This window comes from Labrenzia sp. 011 (genome assembly GCF_003075075.1).
Lineage (GTDB): Bacteria > Pseudomonadota > Alphaproteobacteria > Rhizobiales > Stappiaceae > Roseibium.
The window spans coordinates 14783-32434 of record NZ_QCYM01000015.1 but is presented as its reverse complement, the minus strand read 5'-3'; the positions used below and the strand labels follow the sequence as shown (position 1 = coordinate 32434).

Below are 17652 nucleotides of genomic sequence, written 5' to 3'. Positions count from 1 at the left end.
ATGAGGATCGGCATCGCCACATCCGGTCTCTGGCGGCTGCGGGATGCGGTCGAACTGATGACCGGCGGCACTGCCTGTTGGCTTCCCCCCTTTGGGCTGGGCGTGGATGCGATTGCCGGATGGGGGCACAAGCCGACCGCCAACCGCACCCGTGAGCTGGCAAGGATGCGGGGGGTGCCTTATATCGCCTTCGAGGACGGCTTCCTGCGCTCCGTCAATCCGGGCAATGCCGAGAAACCACTGTCGATGGTGATGGACCGCACGGGCATCTATTACGATGCTCGGCAGCCGAGCGATCTGGAAGCCCTGATTCGCAAGCGAGCCGCATCTCCGAGGTCTGATGCCGCGGCGCGGCAGGCGATGGAACTGCTCAGAACCGCGCGCCTGTCCAAATACAACAATTCTACCATCCAGGACGTTGGTGAACTCGGTTTGAAGGCCGCGCGGCCGGAAGATCGGGTGCTGGTGGTAGACCAGACTAAGGGTGATGCCTCCATTGAGGGTGCTCTTGCCGACGCATCGACTTTCCCGCGGATGCTGGAGGCCGCTGTGACGGAAAACCCCGGGGCGGAAATCTTGGTGCGCATCCACCCGGAGACGATGATGGGCCGCAAGGCAGGGCATTTCAGTCCCAAGGCCCTACAGGATATTGCCGGGAGCAGTCCAGCAGTCGCCAGGGCATTCAATGCCGACCTCCTACGCCTGACGTCCGAACCAGTCAATCCATGGGCCCTGTTGGAGGCCTGCTCGAAGGTCTATTGCGTTTCTAGCCAGCTAGGCTTTGAGGGGTTGATAGCCGGCTGTGAGGTGTATTCGTTCGGGATGTCGTTTTATGCGGGGTGGGGGCTGACGGGGGATGGACTAGCTCCGGCGCCGCCGAGGCGCGGGGTTGCCAGCCTTGAGACGGTGTTTGCCAGCATCTATTTAGATTATAGTCATTTTATTGAACATGAGAGCGGGGTGCTTCTGAATTTTCTCGAATCTATCGACCTGATGTCACAAAGACGAAATGAATAGATGGAGTGGTTGGGTAATCATCCCCGGGCACAACGACCAAACCAACCGCCAGAGTCTCCGTCAAACTGGATAAAACTTGGGGGTGACCTGCTCCCCTTGGAGACCGCGTTTTTTAGTTCGCTCTGTTCAGGGTTTGGCCCTCTATTGACCGTTGGTGATACTCCCACGGGGTGAGCCCGTCGAGGCTCGTGTGTGGGCGGTGATGATTGTAATCGTCGCGCCAGGCCGCGATCAGCGGTAGTGTCAAAGATCTTTCGCACTTTCGTTTCCAGGCGACGGCTCCGTGGGTTTGGTACTGGTCCGCGTAGAGCGGTGCCATGTTCATGTATTTTCGGCTGGACCACTTGCCGGCGGCGATATGCCTGAGCCTGGCCGCGGCCAGGTTCAGGCATGATTGGCCGTCCGGGAACGCCCCGACAACCCGAGTTCGTCGCCGGATCTCCTTCATGATCCGCTCCAGCGGATTGTTGGTTCGGATCTTGCGCCAATGGCTGTCCGGAAAGCCGTAATAGGTCAGCGTCTCGCCGATGCTCTCTTCAATGAGATCGGCAGCTCGTGTCAGGCGTTGCCCTCGCAGATCCGCAATCACGGCATCGGCCTTTTCCTGTGCCGCCTTGCGGTTCTCCTGGGCATGGATGGCCTTCAGCATGTGCGTGACCTCCCGCACCTTGGTGGACGGCACATGGCTGAACACATTGCGATAGAAGTGCACCATGCAGCGCTGCCACTGCGCATCCGGAAGGTAATCGGCAATGCTCTCAACAAGGCCCCGGCAGGCGTCGGAGATGATCAACTTCACGCCGCTCAATCCCCGGTCCACCAGGTGCCGCAGGAAGTTTGACCAGCCGGACTTGTCTTCCTTGGCACCCTCGCAAATGCCCAGAATTTCCCGGTACCCTTCAGAATTCACCGCACTGGCCACCAGCAGAGACACGTTCCGGACCTCGCCAGCCCATGTCCGCTTCATCACGATCCCGTCCAGGTAGAGGTAGGGGTGCTCCCCTTCTATTCGGCGGTTCCGCCATTCCTCGATCTTGGCGTAGATCTTCTTGTTCAGGTTCGACACCGTACCCGGACTGACCCGCGTACCCCACAGGGCCTCGGTGATGTCCTCCACACGGCGCACCGAAACGCCGGCCAAATACATCTCGATCAAGGCTTCCTCGACGCTGCTTTCCCGCCGCTGGTAGCGCTCGATGATCGCCGTCTCGAACGTCTGGCGCCGAAGCTTCGGCATCTTCAGCTTTACGTCGCCCGCCTTGGTGTGTAGCGAACGCTCATAGCTGCCCGCCCGTGTGTCCTGGCGTCCTTCGCTGCGCTCGTAGCGCCCAGCTCCGCAAAGCCGGTCCGCCTCCGCATCCAGCATTGCATTCAATGCTTCTTCAACGGTGCCACGCACCATCTCGCCAAGATGATCCTTGATCCGTGCCTCGTCGATCCGGATCACGTTGCCAATCTCTTTGCCGTCCATATCGTCAGTCATGTCTTGCTCCCTTCCGTCACAATAAAGGGAACCGTCTCAATCGGAAAATGTGCGAAAGATTTTGTACGTTATCTGGAGAATTCGTCGGATTGTGGAGTGCTACCCAACTTGCCCTCGAGGAAGGCTAGAGTTTTCCGATGCCGTTTGAGGTCAAATTGGGGAAACACAACACTCGGGAAGACAGTCTCCCAGAATCGCGAAAGGATTTGCGAAAATTGCCCAGAGCGAGAAATGAGTCCTTATGCGAATCCTTGCCGCTGAAACCGGTAAAGTTGACGGGACCCGAAACGGAACCTGCAAAAAAAGAGGCCCAAAACCGTAGCGATTAGGAAGGATTTACTCGTTCGATCATCAGTGCAATGCCAAGTGCTTCGTAATATTCCCGGAGTTGCACTGGCAAATTGGCCGAGGAATGCTACTCTGACCTAATCCCGAAGAGTGAAGTCGACCTCCAGTAAGCACCTTGAAGACCGATACCGCAAAAATACCGTCCTTCCCGCCGCGCAACAACCTGAAGCTCCTCTCAAGGCCGGAACTCGAACATCGCCTGATCGCTGGATTGGAAGGTCAGATAGTCCTCGTTCACGCTCCGGCGGGCTACGGCAAGACCGAAGTTTTGGCGAAGCTGTTTCGAACGGCCGAGCGCCGCGGACGGAACGCGGTCTGGTTCAGCCTGAGGCCCGAGGACGACAGCGTAAGTGTTCAGAACCGTATTGCGGTTGAACTCGGGGTGGAACCTGCTGGTTCCGACTGGCTCTCAAGCCATCTTGCTACCCGGGACAAGGTCGTAGAGCTTTACTTCGATGACGTCGACAGGCTGAACGATCCGGATCTTTTTTCATGGTTCCTCGACCGGCTTTCGGATGGATTGAGGATTGTCATAGCGGGCCGCAGGTTGCCGGAACTCCGGCTGTCTCGCCTGCGCATGCGGGGGCTGCTGGCGGAGATCTCTGACGAGGAACTCGGCTTTAGCCGTGGAGAGACGCGCCAGTTGCTTGGCTCCTGGCTGAGCCAGCGGGAGCTGGAAAGGGCTGGTGAAACGCTTGGTGGTTGGCCGGCCCTGACCCGGCTGGCCGTTATCGAACTGGAGCGGGGTGTCAACGGGCTGGAACGAACCGCTCTTGTGGAGGGCGAATCGCGCGTCTATCGCGAATTCCTTAGGGAAGAAGTGTTCCGCAATCTGGATAAGACCGAACTGCAGATTCTCAAAGCCGTCGAGGGGATCGACGTCTTTACCCTCAAGATGGCTTCAACGCTTGCCGGACTTCCCTACGACTACCGCACCCTGCGCCAGATCGAGCAACTGTCTCCACTGATCGAGAGAGAAGAGCAGAGCGCCGGCTGGTTTCGACTGTCGACGGTGGTGGCCAAAGCCCTTGAGTTTCATGAGGGCCAGGAGGATGCGGAGAGCCGGAAAGCTCGGCACATCCGCGCCGCACAGCTTTTTGCCGAAAACGGCAACCTGGCAAAATCTGTTCTGCATGCGTCGATAGCCGGCGAGATCGACCTCGCCATCAAAACTATTGAACAGGCCGGAGGCGTTGAGCTCTTTCTCCGGGCGGGTTATACGGTGCTGCGCGGCATCATCGACGCTGTCCCCCATGCGGTCGTGGTGAAAACGCCATCGCTGCGTCTTTGTCGCGCGGTCATGATGGGAAAAACCGGCCAGATCCAGGAAGCGCGGGCGGTTCTGGACGCTCTGCGCGACGACACCATGTCAGGCGCCATCCCGGCGAACGAGGGATGGGAGGAAATGCTGCGTCACATCGAAAGCCTCAACGAGGTTTACGAGGATCGCGTCATGGACGCCGACGGTATCGCGCGGTTGCACGAGGAAGCCGACGGCGAGCGGACCGAGAATACCTGGCGGCTTGGCTGGATCCACAATCATCTGACGATTTGTTACACACGGCAGGGCAATCTGGAGGCGGCCAAGTCCACGGCCCTGCACGGACTGGCGCTCTATCGGGAAGAAAGGTCAAGCTATCCGCAGGCCTTCATGCTGATCCATCTGGCCTTTATCGACATGCTCAGCAACAATTTCCAGGCAGCCTACAGCTACCTGGAGGAGGCTTTCTCGATCATCCATAGCCAGTATTGGAATGATGCCTGCCTTCTTGCGATTGCCAATGTTCCGCTGGCGGGATTGCGCTACCGGCAGGGGCAAATCGGGGATGCTGGCCGGCTGATGCTGCGCGACATACCGATCATGGAAGCTGCCGAGGGTTGGGTGGACTTTTACGTCGAGGCGTATGGCGTCCTTGCCCGAGTTCGATTTGAGGAGGGCGGCCTGGCCGATGCCGAAAAGGTGCTGGAGGGCGGGTTTTCCGTCGCCGATAACCGGGATCTTCCGCGTTTGCGCCTTGCGCTTGCCATTCTGCGAATGGAGTTGCTGACGCGGGCAGGAGCGCTTGACCAAGCGGAACGCCTGGCAAGACAGTCGCCTGATCTGGACGCGGCGGACATGTGGCCGACAGTGCGGGAGCGTTGGGACGCGATCGTGGCAACCGGCCGTCTGCGACTGCGGCAGGGGCAATTGGAGGAAGCAAAGGCACTGCTGATAAAGGCGGCAGGGGAAATGAGGCTGACACGCCGTGCGGACCATCTCATTCGCCTGTCCCTTCTCTTGGCCGAGACCCATGCACGCCTCGGTGATGACGGCGCCGCGGTTGGTGCACTTGGCGAGGCTGCATCGCTGGCCTTTCCCAGCGGCCAGATCCAGCAGTATCGCGATGAGGGCACGGAATTTGCCGATGTCATACGCAAGCTCGTACGCCGGGTTGGATTGAGGCGAATGGGGCATACGACGTCACAGTATCTTGCTTGCGTTGTCGTGCCTCAGGTGCGCCGAACGCCGAGCGGCAGCCTGCTCAGCCCGCGTGAGCGCGAAGTGCTGACGCTGCTTGGCGAAGGCATGTCCAACAAGGGTATTGCCCGTCAGTTGAAGGTGGGCGAACCGACAGTGAAGTTCCACATGAAGAACCTCTTCGCCAAACTTGGCGTCTCCCGCCGCACGCTTGCGGTCAGTGTCGCCCGCAGCAGCGGTCTACTGGAATAGGTGTGGGGTAGCGGCGCTAGCGGCCCCCCAGCACCGAATAGTCCACCTCGATGCCGAAGGCCTTTGGCCCGAAGACGGCCAAGGCTTCCGGGGTCCGCATGATTTCCGGCACGCGAATGCCGAGAATATCGATGCGCTGGCCGTAGCGCAGACGTTCAGTCGGGATGGCCTCGCAAGTATCAATGTCGAGAAGGCAGATGAGATCGGGCACCACAGCCAGGATCTGTCCTTCCCGTTCCAGCATCAGGTTTTCATTCTGGATTCGGATCTTGTAGCTTGCGCTGCCGTCGAACGGGCTGATGGTCACGACGCCGACGGACCAGCCGTTTTCCACCTTGCGTTCGATGTCCGAGACCTTGCCGCTTCCCAGCAATTCCGCATGGCCGTAGTGGGTGGTCTTGAGAAACTCGATCAGCGCGACAAGCGTTTCTTTCTTCTCAGTCTTTGCCTCCCGCAGGACCCGACCCATGTCCTGGGCCAGTGACATTGTCGCAGGGACGGATACCCTTTTGGCGGTGGCGCCATCCATCGGGTAGTTGACGATGGAGACCTGTCCGCCAAGGCGGATGCACAGGCTTCGGGCCAGGAACTCGGCCTTTGCCGCGCTTTCGGTCTCCACCATGGCAAGGTTGCCCCGCTCGTCGGCAACGGCAACGGGTGCAGCCTTCACGCCGTAGACGTTGAAGGTTTCCATTTCGAGCTGAGGAAACGCCCGACCCATGCCGTCCGCATCGACCAGGGGCAAACCGGTCTGGGCCGCGAGCACGATGGGCAGGCAGGAATTCAAGCCGCCTGCTTCAAAGGGCATCAAGGCAGTCACGGTCTCGCCCGTGACATCCTCGTAGTGACGCAGCGCCAGCAGCATCTCCTCGCCTGAGGGCACCTTCTCGATCAGGATCGTCGGTGCGCCCATGGCGCCGCAGGTCACGACTTTCGCGTCGTCGGGCAACTCTTCCAACGAGATCATCTTCACCGGCCCGTTCACCTCGATGGCGCCGCGGGCCAACAGCTTGCCGATATAGGGATCACCGCCGCCGCCGGTGCCGAGAATGGCAGCGCCGACAGCTATATCTTCCAGGTCCTGCGGATGTATTTCCCTCATGCGGAAAGATCCTCGATCTTCGTGTAGGGCTCCTCCAGGCCGAAGCAGGACGGGCCGAAAACGGCAAGTGCCTCGGGTGTACGCATGATCTCGGGTACGGAAACCGAGATCACTGTTACGCGCTGGCCATAGCGCAGGCCTTCGGTGGTGATCGGTTCAGCGGTCTCACTGTCCATGATGCAGATGAGATCCGGCACGATGGCGCGTACCTCGCCGTCGACACGGGCAATCAGGTTCTCGTTCTGGATCTCGATTTCCATGACGCCGTCATACGGCGCGAAACCCTGGATCTTGGCCCGGCCCATGGAAAATCCGTTCCGGGTCTCACGCTGCAGATCGGCAATCTTGCCCGAATAGATGATGGTCGCGTAGCTGTAGAGCGTCTTCGGCATGAAGGCGAGCAACACCTCGAAAGGGTTCTGGTGGTTGGTCTTGGCCTCGCGCAGCACCTTGCCGATCTGGATGGCCAGGGAAAGTGTCCGCGGCACGGCGGTGCGCTTCACATCGGCGCCTGACATGGCGTATTCGGCGATATAGGCCGCCCCGCCCATACGGATGGCAACGCCGCGTGACAGCCATTCCATCATCTCGTTGGACCGCGCCTCGATCAGAGTGCAGTCGCCCCATTCGTTGGAGACCGCCATCGGGCAACCGGGAACGCCGTAGACCCCGAAGGTCTCCATCTGAAGCTCTGGAAACGCCCGGCCCATACCGTCGCCGTCCACGATCGGCAGTCCAAGTCGTGCGCCGACCAGGAGCGGAATTGTTGAATTGATGCCGCCGACCTCGATCGGCATGGTGTGCGTGGCGCTCTTGCCGAGGCGCTTTTCCAGCCGCTTCAGAGAATTGATGGCCTCCTCACCGGAGGGGAGTTTTTCAACCAACACGGTCGGCGCCCCCATCATGGCGGTCGGAATGACCAGTGCATCGTCGGAAAGGGTGTCCGGGTCGACCAGTTCGACGGTCAGACCGTCGTCGAGGCACTTCTGGACCATCTGGCGGCCGATATAGGGGTCGCCGCCGCCGCCCGTTCCGAGGAATGCCGCACCGACTGCAAGGTCCTTCAAATCCTGTGTGTCGAGCTTCATGCCGAGGCCTCCTCAAATGCAAGGTCGCCGACTGCCTTCACCCGGATGCGGGTTGCTGAACCCGGTAGATAGGCAAGCGGAACCTCCTCAATGTCCACGATCTTGACGCTGTTGCCGATGGCGCCTGCCGCGACTGCGTTTGCGGTGGCTTCGGCCTTGGCTTCGGCCAGGACGTCGTCGCGCTGACGGCCTTCCATGGCGTAGATCCGGTCAACTTCACCGCCGACCTGCGCAATCGCGGCTCCGATGGCATTGGCGACCCCGGCGTTATTCGGCTGGATCACTTCGCTGGCAGAGGGGAGATCGCGGGAAATTAGCACCGCCCCCCCGCCAACAAGGATCACCGGCAATTTGTCCGCGGAGGTTTTCATACGGTCGACCGCCTCGTCAACCATCCGGTGCATCGTGTCGATAGCCGCGTTGATGGTCGCCTTCGGAAGGGAGGCAACACGAGAGGCATCGCCGATATCGGCCAACCCTGCGGCAACGATGATGTCGGTCGTTGTCAGAGTATCGCCTCCGAAGACCAGGGCCTTTTTGGTGATTTCGTATCCGACGGAGTCAGGGCCGATACGGGTGCCCTCGTCGCGCACCAGAGAGCCGCCGCCGAGGCCAACTGCGAGGACGTCCGGCATGCGGAAGTTTGTGCGCACGCCACCAATGTCAACGGCGACGGCACTTTCGCGCGGGAAGCCCTGCATCAGCATGCCGACGTCAGAGGTGGTGCCGCCGATATCGACCACCATGGCATCCCCCAGTCCGGCGAGACGCGCGGCGCCGCGCATGGAGTTGGTCGGACCGGAGGCAAAGGTGAGCACGGGATAGCGTTCGACGTGATCCGGTGTCATCAGGGTTCCGTCGTTCTGAGAAATGAAGAACGGCGCCGTGATACCCTTTTCTACCAGGGCGGAACGGAAGCTGTTGACCACCTTGACCGAGAGTTCGGACAGGCAGGCGTTCATGACAGCGGCGTTCTCACGCTCCAGGAAACCAACGCGACCGATCTCGTGGCTAAGGGAGAGGGCAATACCCGGGCATTCCTCGCGCAGAATTTTGGCCGCCCGCAGTTCCATGACGGCAGTGACAGGGGAGAAGACGGAGGTGAGCGCGGCAGAACGGATACCCCGTTCCCGGATTTCCTTCGCGACGTCGAGAAGCCCCGCCTCGTCGAGGGGCGCGATCTCGCGGCCGTCGAATTCATGGCCGCCATGCAACATGAAGGTATGCCGACCGAGCGTGTCGGCGAGATCGGCAGGCCAGTCGGTCATGGGTGGCACACCGCGCGTCGCCGGGAGGCCGATGCGGATGGCGGCCACTTGCAGCAGGCGGCGGCGTTCGACCACGGCGTTGGTGAAATGGGTTGTTCCAATCATCACTGCATCGATGGCGTCCGGCTGGATACCGCTGTCGCCCATGACGATGGACAGGGCAGCGGAGATGCCAGAACTGACATCCAGTGTGGTGGGCGATTTGCAGGCCGCGACAACAGTGTCGCCGTCCAGAATGACGGCATCGGTGTTCGTGCCGCCCACATCAATACCAACACGCATTGGCGGATCCTTTCTTTAAAAGACCAAAATTTTCCGGTTCCCGGCAGACATGAGCCCGCCGGGTTGTTGTAGATTTGCGTTTTCTGTCGTTTTCCGGAGCTAGCTGCCTGTGGCGGCCGGCTTTTCGTCTGGCAGGGCCCGGGCCCTGCGTTCCGTCCAGCCGATCTTCACCTCCGTTCCCGGAGCCCATCGCTCCAGGTGAAACTGGTTTTGTCGCTCCGCAACAATCTCCTGGCCGGCGATCTCGAGCCTGTAGCGCAGCATCGCGCCCTGGTAGGTCTCATCGATGACCGTGGCTGTGAGGAGCGGTACGCCTTGCGCTTCCGCCTCCTTACCCATCAGCACGTTTTCCGGCCGGATCACCAGCTTTGCGGGCGTTCCCTTGCCGAACAGGTGTCGCGTGCTCGCATGAAGCGACTGGCCACCGAGCTCGACCGTCGCCTTGTTCTCCTTCACCCCCTGGCAGGTCACGTCCAGTATGTTGGACTGTCCGATGAAGGAAGTGACGAAGAGCGTGGCAGGCTCTTCATAGATCTCTCGAGGCGTGCCGCTGTGTTCGATCTGGCCAGCCCGCATCACGCCGATGCGGTCGGACATGGTCAGCGCCTCATCCTGATCGTGAGTAACGTAGATCGTCGTAATGCCGAGCTTCTGCTGAAGGTTCTTGATCCAGAACTTCATTTCTTCGCGCAGCGTCTTGTCGAGTGCGGACAGCGGCTCGTCGAGCAGTAGGATGCGCGGTTCCGTTACCAGCACACGGGCAAGTGCGACACGCTGCTGCTGACCGCCGGAGAGGTTGCGCTGGTAGCGGTCTTCGAAACCGGTCAGGCCGACCTGATCGAGCGCGGCGCGCACAGCAGTGTCGATTTCGGTCCGGGACTTTTTCCTCAGCTTTAGGCCAAAGGCGATATTCTCGGCCACCGACATGTGCGGGAAGATGGCGTAGTTCTGGAAGACGATGCCAATGTCACGCTTTTCCGGTGGCAGGGGCGTCAGGTCCAGACCGTCAATGATGATCTTGCCGACGGACGGCTTGACGAAGCCGGCGACCATGCGCAGCGTCGTCGATTTGCCGCAGCCCGACGGCCCGAGCAGAGCGTAGAACTCGCCTTCTTCAATGTGCAGAGACACGGAGTCAACCGCCGTGGAGTCGCCGTAGCTCTTTGTGAGATGTTCCAGCCGAATGTCCGACACGTGGTTTCTTGCCTTGTCTTGATTGGGGTCCGGGGGGCGGAGCCGCCGCCGGGACCTTCCGCGGAAGAGCGGAAAGGCCAGGCAGCGGGCCCACCCATTCGGGATCAGGAGCCGAAGATCTCGTTCGTGGTCTCGACGATGTCGATTTCGTCTACGAGATATGCCGACCAGTTCGGAATATGCAGGCCTTCCGTGGCATCTGCCGTGTTGGCAACGCCAAGGGCGGTCATCTTCTCCGGAAGGACAGCATTCTTGTTGGTCGGCCGCATCCAGAAGGTGTCGGCGAAACCGGACTGGAATTCCGGCGCCAGCATGCGGTTCAGCAGCGCGAACGACAGCTTCTTGCTCATTGGATCAGCGTATTTGCTGATCGTCTGCGTCTGGGTGAGGATGCCCTTGTATTCATCCCAGTAGTAGAGATCGACGGGCACGCCCTTTTCCTTCTGCAGAAGAGCCTCAGCATCGGACTGCACTGCGATGTTGACCTCACCGCGTTCCACCAGCGTCGCCATGTTGCCGGTAAAGTCGGAGATTTTCATCGGCATGGCGTCCTTCATAGCCTTGTAGCCGGCTTCGAAGTCGGTCTCGCCGCTGCCGAACTGGTCGCAGGCGGCCATGAAGAACATCATCTGCAGTGTGTTGGAGGTGATGTAGGTGCCGCGCTTGCCGGAATAGTCGGGCAGCCAGAAGTCCTTGAAGCTCTTCGGTGTGATGCCGACGTCGGTACGGAAGACGTAGCAGTAGCGCGAGAACGCCCAGGTGATGCCGATGCCTGTCTGCATCGAGAAGTCCCAGAGCTCCGACGTATTCGGGACATTGGCGCGCACTTCCGACACATCCATGAAGTAGTCACCCGCGCCCGCGGTCTTGAACATTTCCGGCATGTTCCAGTTGTTCATCGCGAACGGCGGATTTTCCGGTCCGGCCGCGACGTATTTCGGGAACCACGGAAAGGTGCTGTCATAGCGGACCTGGCAGTTGAAATCCTTCTGGAACTGGTCGAGAACGAGCTTGTTTTGGGTTTCTTCCCAGTAGCCGCCCCACCCGGCGATATTGAGCACAGCGCCATCGGCGTCGAACACGCCGCCGTCATAGATCACGTCCTGCGACCAGACGTGATTGATGTTGAACAAGCTGACGCCAGTGGCGGCGGCGCCCGTCTTCAGAAGCGTGCGGCGGCTGAGGCCTTTTTTTGCATCGGTCATGGATAGTCCCTTTCTGGAGGTTGACGTCTTATCGGCGGCTCAACAGTTTTTTCAGATTGGAAAGTCTTGTGCTTATGAGCGTTGAGACGGTGACGAGGCAGATTGCGAAGATTCCGGCGGCAGCCGCGGTCGGCTCGAAGGCGTAGCGCAGCGAGCTGTAGATCGCGAGCGGCAGGGTCTGCAGGTCTGGTGTGGACAGGAACAGCGTCAGCTCGAACTGTCCGAAGCTGACGATAAAGGCGAAGATCGAGCCGGCGGAAATGCCGGGCGTAATCAGGGGCAGGGTGACCTTCCAGAAGGCCTGAAAGGGTGTTGCGCCCAAAGAACGGGCTGCTTCTTCCACTGACAGGTCGAAATCGACGAGGGAGGCGGTCACCGTGGCGATCACGAAGGGCATGGTGACAAGCACATGGCCGATGATCAAACCTGCAAGGCTGCGGGCGAGGCCGACATCGCTCCAGATGAAGAAGACATAGAGCGCGAGGCCGAGCACCACGCCGGGCAAAACGACTGGCAGGAAAAACAGGCCGCGCAGAATCTCGCGTGCCTTGCTGGTGCTACGGGTCAGGAAGATCGAGGCGAGGGTGCCCAGGATCGTCGAGATGATCGTCGTTGCCAGCGCCAGACCGAAGGACAGCTTGAAGGCCGGCAGGAACGTCGGTGAGGTGAAGAAGTTCTCGATCCAGCGCAGCGAGAATCCCTCGGGCGGAAAGGTCAGATATTCGCCGGAATTGAGCCCGGCCAGCACCACGATCAGAACAGGCACAAGCAGTACCATGAGGGCAACGACGGCTATGATGCGGAAGGTGAAGGGGATCGGGTTGATATCGTCCATCAGACACGGCCTCCGGCGTTTCGGCGCAGGGCGACGACATAGAGCGCCATGGCGAAGAGCGATGTGAGGAACAGGAGCGTTGCAACTGCCGCTCCGAACTGCCAGCGCCCGACTTCCGCGATCTGCTGGTAGATATGGATCGGCAGGGTGATGACCTTCCAGCCTCCCATCAGGGCGGGCACAACATAGGAGGAGATCGCCAGGGCGAAGACCAGCAGCGTTCCGGCATAGATCCCGGGCAGGGACAGCGGCCAGGTGATCGTGCGCATGACGTGCCAGCGCGACGAGCCAAGGCTGCGCGCGGCTTCCTCGAGTGCCGGATTGATGGAACGGATCGAGCCGATCAGCGACAGCACCATGAATGGCAGGGTTACCTGGACCAGCCCAACAATGACGCCGACCTCATTGTACATCAGCGGCAGCGGCTCGGAAGTGATGCCGAGCGCAATCAGGCCGGTGTTGATGAGGCCCTTGTCTCCCATCAGGACCATCAGCCCATAGAGGCGGATGACCATATCGAGCTGCATGGAACTCAGGACCAGGATTGTGAGCAAGGTCGCGGTCCCCGCGCGGAAGGTCCGGGCGATGATGAATGCCAGTGGATAGCCGATGACGAGACAGACGCCAGCGACCGTAGCGCCCAGCCATACGGATCGCCAGATAGCCGTGTAGTAGAGCGAGCGGGAAAAGATCCGTTCGTAGTTGTTCCATGAGAAATTGCCCTGGAACGTGATCTGGCCGGGCATTGCCTTGTCGAAACTGGAGGCAAAGAGGGAGAGCACCGGGATCAGGAAGAATAGCAGGATGAACAGGATCGCCGGAATAACCAGCCACCAGAGGTTAGGTGATAGCCACGAGGGGCGCTGTCTGGGGGTGGGGGAACCGCCGGTCAGATCCGTCATCAGGTTACTCCGCCGCCGTTTTGTGAAGGTCTGGCATGTCGTATCCGGGCATCGCCTTGACTGGCGGTAACGGATAGGTGTGTGCCGAATGGCTGAGCCGGCTCCGCACCAGGGCTGCGGCGGTGTTGACGGTAGTCGGAATGGGGTCGATCACCGGCACGTCGATGCCGTGGCGAAGAAGACCGTCTCGAACGGCGGCTGCGCAGCCGAACAGGCCTGTGCAGCCGAATATCACCGCGTGGGCACCATCAAGTTCGACGGCCTTGCGAGCTTCTTCGATCAGGGCGGCGCGGGTTGTCGCCATGTCCTTTTCCAGCTCGAGCACTGGAATGTCCACCGAGCGGGCCGAGGCCATGCGGGAAGAAAGCCCGGCAAGCGCTGCGGCATTTTCAAACTGGGCAAGCAGTCGATGCATGACAGTGATGACGGAAAACTTGTGTCCAAGCATGGCGGCCACATGCATGCTGGTGTTGCAGGGGCCTAGAACGGGAATGGTCACGGCCTCACGAGACGGTTTCAGGCCAGGGTCTCCCATGCAGTCGATTACGCAGGCGTCGACGCCCTGTCGTTCCGCCTCGACGATTTTTGCGATCGTATCGGGCGCAGCCATGGCGCCTTCATATTCGCTTTCGATGGAACCGGGACCTCTGGAAATCTGCGTAGCCGAAATGATCAGGCCAGGTCCTTCCAGGGATTTTACGTCCCCATCGGGGCGAAACCCTGTGGTTGTGATCGGCGAAATGATGCGGACATGAACCGTATCCTGCACAAAAATTCTCCCTGCCGGTTTGCGAGGCAAATTACAGTTTCATACTGGGGCGCGGAAGACGGGGAGAGGAAGGGTTTTGCCGGATAGGTTTGGTGCTTATTTGGAGGAAAAATTCTAACCGTCTTATGTGAAAAACTATTCAAAGGAATAGGTAATGATTAATTTGTATAACTTAATCATAGTGTTAATCTATACAACTTATCCGGTTTAAAATTTCTAAACCTATCCCTTTGTTCCGGCGAAGGACTTGCGTGGGGCCAGTTTAGGGGCCAGACTTTGCACTGCAACATTATGGAGTCAGCCTTCATGTCCGGTTCTTTGCTTGAGCCACGCCCTTCATTTTCCAATCAGATCCGTTCCTTGACGATCCTCTTTTCAAACTGTTTCAGGGATGCGCGCCGATTCTGGCGAAGTTCCTTCACAGGTTATGTGAAATCCCGCGAAAATCTCAGAGCCCGGATCGCCATTAGTTTGCATTTCCTGGAATACGGCAATGCGCTGAAGGACTCGGTGCCGGGACATGGAATGGATCGGGCCATGATGCTTGCCCGCGATATTGAGATCTATATCGAACGGTTCGGCTCGGACGCGACGACGGAAATTGCCTTGCGGACGCTTGAAAGTTATCTCGCCTTCAATGAAGGCAGCGGACTCGATCTCAGCGTTATCGAGGAGGTCGTCGCCCGGCACGGTAAGAGTGCCTTCACCGGGCTGAAGGGCGGGGTTGAAACCGTCACGGCCGAGGAGATCCGCAAAAAGGGCATGATCGACTTCCTGGCGTTCGCTGAGGCCCGTCATTCGATCCGCACCTACGAAAAGGGAGAGGTGCCGCTGGCCTCCATCGAAAACGCGGTGCGAGCCGCCCAGCAGTCGCCGTCCTCCTGCAATCGGCAGACCTGCCGCGCTTATGTCTTCACCGACTCGGAAGCCGTGCAGAAAGTCCTCTCCCTACAGAATGGCAACCGCGGCTTTGGCGACCAGCTTGGCGGTGTTGCGATCATAACCTCGAACCTATCGCACTGGGAAAATGCGCATGAGCGCTACCAGGCCTGGGTCGATGGCGGCATGTTCGCCATGAGCTTCGTCTACGGCCTTCATGCCGAAGGGCTAGGCTCGGTCATGCTCAACTGGTCCGTGACTCACGACCAGGATGAAAAACTCCGCAAGCTCGCATGCCTGCCGGAGAGCGACCTGGTGATCACTATGGTCGGCTTCGGTCTCCTCCCTAAGGAACTGAAAGTACCCGTTTCTCAGCGTAAACCTCTCGATTATGCTCTCTTCGTGAATTCACCGGTTGCTGCGAGTGAAAATTGAAAGGCCTGTCGCAAAGTGTTGATTTTCACTGAGAACTGACTCGGTAAGGCCCGGTTTTTTCACGGAGAACTGACCCATGTTTAAACCCACCCCTGCGTAATTTCTGTGGGGGAATACGGAGTGATAGACATGGCGTTGTTGAGCGTTATCAGACGCTGGCATTTTCGTGATCAGCTTTCGATCCGGGAGATTTTTCGGCGCACCGGATTGTCCCGGAACACAGTGCGCAAGTATCTGCGCACCGATACGGTTGAATCTGCGTTCAAGATCCCCGAACGGCGCAGCAAACTCGATGCCTTTGCCGACAAGCTGTCGGCCTGGCTGCACGCAGAGGCCACCAAATTGTGCAAGCAGAAACGGACGATCAAGCAGTTGCACGCCGATCTGGTGAGCCTCGGCTATGATGGTTCAGAGGTGGTCGCGAGATTTCAGACTGAAATCTCGCGACCGCCTCTGGGCTTCGACTTTGCCGGTCAGTGGAGCGTTCGCGAACAGAACGAACTGCTTGTGCTGTTCTTCGGAATTGAAAAAGTTAACGAAGCTTGAAAGTCGCTCCCAAAACGGGAGAGAGCTGTCCGTCAGCGAAAGTTGTGACAAGCCCTCCCGCGGTTCCTCGGCTTCTAGCGCTGGCGGGGCAGGTCCGAGATCGTCCTGTCCGGCCAGAGCCTTGTGCGATAGCTGGCAGAGGCAAGTGTTATTGGTGTGGCGCCGACTGAAGCGCGATGGTGGTGGAGATTCAGGAGGTCGCGAATGTCAGATGCAAGCCCTGTCCCGACCGGACACACCGCCGTCTCTCCGCTCGATCTGTTGATAGACCTGGCGAAACGGGCGCCACGGGATTGCGCGCCGGACGCGCTTTCGCTGGCGCGGGTCTCCCTGGCGGACTGGCTGGTGTGCGGCATTGCCGGGGCAACCGAACCGGTTGCCGGGAAAATGCGTGCTTTCGCCGCCGCGGAGGGCGGAACGGAAGCTGGCGCGTCGCTTTTCGGGGGGGGCTACGCGCCCGCGCGAACAGCGGCGATTGTCAACGGCACCATCTCCCATGCCCTCGATTATGACGACACCCACTTCGACCACGTCGGTCACCTGTCGGTGGGCATCTATCCCGCCGCGCTCGCCATGGCCGAGGTTCAGGGCGTCAGTGCGGACGATCTGTGTGCCGCCTTCCTGATTGGCGCGGAAAGCGCGATCCGGATCGGCCGCGTTCTTGGCGCCGCTCACTACAACCGCGGCTTCCATCAGACTGCGACGGCCGGTGCCTTCGGCGCAACAGTCGCGGCCGGGCGCCTTGCCGGGCTGGACGAGACGCAGATGCGGGCGGCGCTCAGTCTCTGCGCGACGAGGGCTTCCGGGCTGAAGAGCCAGTTCGGCACAATGGGCAAGCCTCTGAACGCAGGCATTGCGGCCTCCAACGGCGTCGAGGCCGTACAACTGGCCGGGCTCGGCCTGAGTTCGGCGGACGACGGCATTTTCGGGCCGCAAGGGTTTGTCGAGACACATGCGGACACGGCGGCGGAGCCTTTTCTCGAAAGCCTCGCCGACCTGCGGTTCATGGACAATCGGTACAAGTTCCATGCCTGCTGTCACGGCCTGCACGCGATGATCGAAGGCTTGCGCCCGATTGCGGCCGGGGTCGCTCTGGAAGATGTCGAAAAGCTGGAGGTCCGGACCAATGCGCGCTGGTTGAGGGTTTGCGACCTGAAAGCGCCGCGCACCGGACTTGAGGTGAAGTTCAGCTATGCCTGGCTTGCAGGCATGGTGCTCTCCGGCCTCGAAACCGGCGAGCGCGGCCTCTATACCGACGCATTGGCACAGGACCCCGGCCTTGTCGCTTTTGCCGGCAAGGTCGAAGTCCTCGCAGATGACACGCTAAGCGATCAGCAGGGGGCCGGTACGCTGACCCTGCGGGACGGCACGACCCGCAGCTACACGCACGACCTGGCAGCCCCTGTCCCGCCAGCCGAACTTATGGAGCGTGTCTCCACCAAGGCCTGCACCGTTCTCGGGGCTCGGGCTGCGCCGGTGCTGCAGCTGGTGGAGCGCCTGAATGACGATCCGGGCGCCGTACCTGCCCGCGATATCGGTGCGCTGATCCGAGGATGAGTCCCTTCCCTGGAGTTTTCGCCAGAAGCTCT

General features: G+C 60.0%; 13 protein-coding genes and 1 pseudogene. 5 read left to right on the top strand and 9 right to left on the bottom strand.

All coding sequences use genetic code 11. From position 1 onward, the window contains the following. A complete protein-coding gene (locus DCO57_RS15770) occupies positions 1-1017 on the top strand; it encodes a hypothetical protein (protein WP_165814753.1) in 1017 nt (338 codons plus the stop codon). 112 nt (positions 1018-1129) lie between these two features. Here the strand turns inward: DCO57_RS15770 and DCO57_RS15765 are convergent, their stop codons facing one another. Continuing rightward, positions 1130-2488, bottom strand: coding sequence for an IS256 family transposase (locus DCO57_RS15765; protein ID WP_244287960.1), 1359 nt, complete (start codon positions 2486-2488; stop codon positions 1130-1132). A gap of 475 nt (positions 2489-2963) precedes the next feature. Between DCO57_RS15765 and DCO57_RS15760 the strand changes: the two genes are divergently transcribed. Continuing rightward, positions 2964-5558 (top strand): LuxR C-terminal-related transcriptional regulator, encoded by a 2595-nt coding sequence (locus tag DCO57_RS15760; RefSeq protein ID WP_116699870.1) that lies wholly within the window; start codon positions 2964-2966, stop codon positions 5556-5558. Positions 5559-5574: 16 nt separating this feature from the next. Here DCO57_RS15760 and DCO57_RS15755 read toward each other — a convergent pair whose 3' ends face one another. The 8 genes from DCO57_RS15755 to DCO57_RS15720 form a co-directional block, all read right to left on the bottom strand. Further along, on the bottom strand, positions 5575-6660 hold the full coding sequence (locus DCO57_RS15755; RefSeq protein WP_116699869.1) for a DUF917 domain-containing protein: 1086 nt from the start codon (positions 6658-6660) through the stop codon (positions 5575-5577). Continuing rightward, positions 6657-7748: a DUF917 domain-containing protein gene (locus tag DCO57_RS15750; protein ID WP_116699868.1), complete on the bottom strand. Its 1092-nt coding sequence runs from the start codon at positions 7746-7748 to the stop codon at positions 6657-6659. Before DCO57_RS15750 ends, DCO57_RS15755 begins: the two co-directional genes overlap by 4 nt. Further along, on the bottom strand, positions 7745-9298 hold the full coding sequence (locus DCO57_RS15745) for a hydantoinase/oxoprolinase family protein (RefSeq protein ID WP_116699867.1): 1554 nt from the start codon (positions 9296-9298) through the stop codon (positions 7745-7747). Before DCO57_RS15745 ends, DCO57_RS15750 begins: the two co-directional genes overlap by 4 nt. 99 nt (positions 9299-9397) lie before the next feature. Further along, a complete protein-coding gene (locus DCO57_RS15740; protein WP_116699866.1) occupies positions 9398-10492 on the bottom strand; it encodes an ABC transporter ATP-binding protein in 1095 nt (364 codons plus the stop codon). A 104-nt stretch (positions 10493-10596) separates the two neighbouring features. Next, entirely contained in the window at positions 10597-11697 is a 1101-nt protein-coding gene (locus tag DCO57_RS15735; RefSeq protein WP_116699865.1) for an ABC transporter substrate-binding protein, read from the bottom strand. Positions 11698-11725: 28 nt separating this feature from the next. Continuing rightward, a complete protein-coding gene (locus DCO57_RS15730; RefSeq protein WP_116699864.1) occupies positions 11726-12532 on the bottom strand; it encodes an ABC transporter permease in 807 nt (268 codons plus the stop codon). Beyond that, complete coding sequence (locus tag DCO57_RS15725) at positions 12532-13434, bottom strand: ABC transporter permease (protein ID WP_116699863.1); 903 nt, start codon at positions 13432-13434, stop codon at positions 12532-12534. The genes DCO57_RS15730 and DCO57_RS15725 overlap by 1 nt, the downstream gene beginning before the upstream one ends. Positions 13435-13438: 4 nt before the next feature. Next, positions 13439-14203, bottom strand: a complete 765-nt coding sequence (locus DCO57_RS15720; protein WP_116699862.1) for an aspartate/glutamate racemase family protein — start codon at positions 14201-14203, stop codon at positions 13439-13441. A gap of 306 nt (positions 14204-14509) precedes the next feature. On the opposite strand from DCO57_RS15720, the gene DCO57_RS23700 reads away from it, so the two are divergent. From DCO57_RS23700 to DCO57_RS15705, 3 genes and pseudogenes are all read left to right on the top strand, one after another. After that, positions 14510-15517: a nitroreductase family protein gene (locus DCO57_RS23700; protein WP_205756174.1), complete on the top strand. Its 1008-nt coding sequence runs from the start codon at positions 14510-14512 to the stop codon at positions 15515-15517. Between the two features lie 129 nt (positions 15518-15646). Then, positions 15647-15928 (top strand): annotated as a pseudogene (locus tag DCO57_RS15710) (IS21 family transposase); the annotation flags it as partial. Positions 15929-16267: 339 nt separating this feature from the next. Next, positions 16268-17620, top strand: coding sequence for an MmgE/PrpD family protein (locus DCO57_RS15705; RefSeq protein WP_116699861.1), 1353 nt, complete (start codon positions 16268-16270; stop codon positions 17618-17620). The last annotated feature ends 32 nt before the right edge of the window (positions 17621-17652 follow it).

What these genes read in the sequence shown, in the direction of transcription:
- DCO57_RS15770 (WP_165814753.1), top strand. Translation starts at nt 1, where the DNA reads ATGAGGATCGGCATCGCCACATCCGGTCTCTGGCGGCTGCGGGATGCG.
- DCO57_RS15765 (WP_244287960.1), bottom strand. Translation starts at nt 2,488, where the DNA reads ATGGACGGCAAAGAGATTGGCAACGTGATCCGGATCGACGAGGCACGG.
- DCO57_RS15755 (WP_116699869.1), bottom strand. Translation starts at nt 6,660, where the DNA reads ATGAGGGAAATACATCCGCAGGACCTGGAAGATATAGCTGTCGGCGCT.
- DCO57_RS15750 (WP_116699868.1), bottom strand. Translation starts at nt 7,748, where the DNA reads ATGAAGCTCGACACACAGGATTTGAAGGACCTTGCAGTCGGTGCGGCA.
- DCO57_RS15745 (WP_116699867.1), bottom strand. Translation starts at nt 9,298, where the DNA reads ATGCGTGTTGGTATTGATGTGGGCGGCACGAACACCGATGCCGTCATT.
- DCO57_RS15735 (WP_116699865.1), bottom strand. Translation starts at nt 11,697, where the DNA reads ATGACCGATGCAAAAAAAGGCCTCAGCCGCCGCACGCTTCTGAAGACG.
- DCO57_RS15730 (WP_116699864.1), bottom strand. Translation starts at nt 12,532, where the DNA reads ATGGACGATATCAACCCGATCCCCTTCACCTTCCGCATCATAGCCGTC.
- DCO57_RS15725 (WP_116699863.1), bottom strand. Translation starts at nt 13,434, where the DNA reads ATGACGGATCTGACCGGCGGTTCCCCCACCCCCAGACAGCGCCCCTCG.
- DCO57_RS23700 (WP_205756174.1), top strand. Translation starts at nt 14,510, where the DNA reads ATGTCCGGTTCTTTGCTTGAGCCACGCCCTTCATTTTCCAATCAGATC.
- DCO57_RS15705 (WP_116699861.1), top strand. Translation starts at nt 16,268, where the DNA reads ATGTCAGATGCAAGCCCTGTCCCGACCGGACACACCGCCGTCTCTCCG.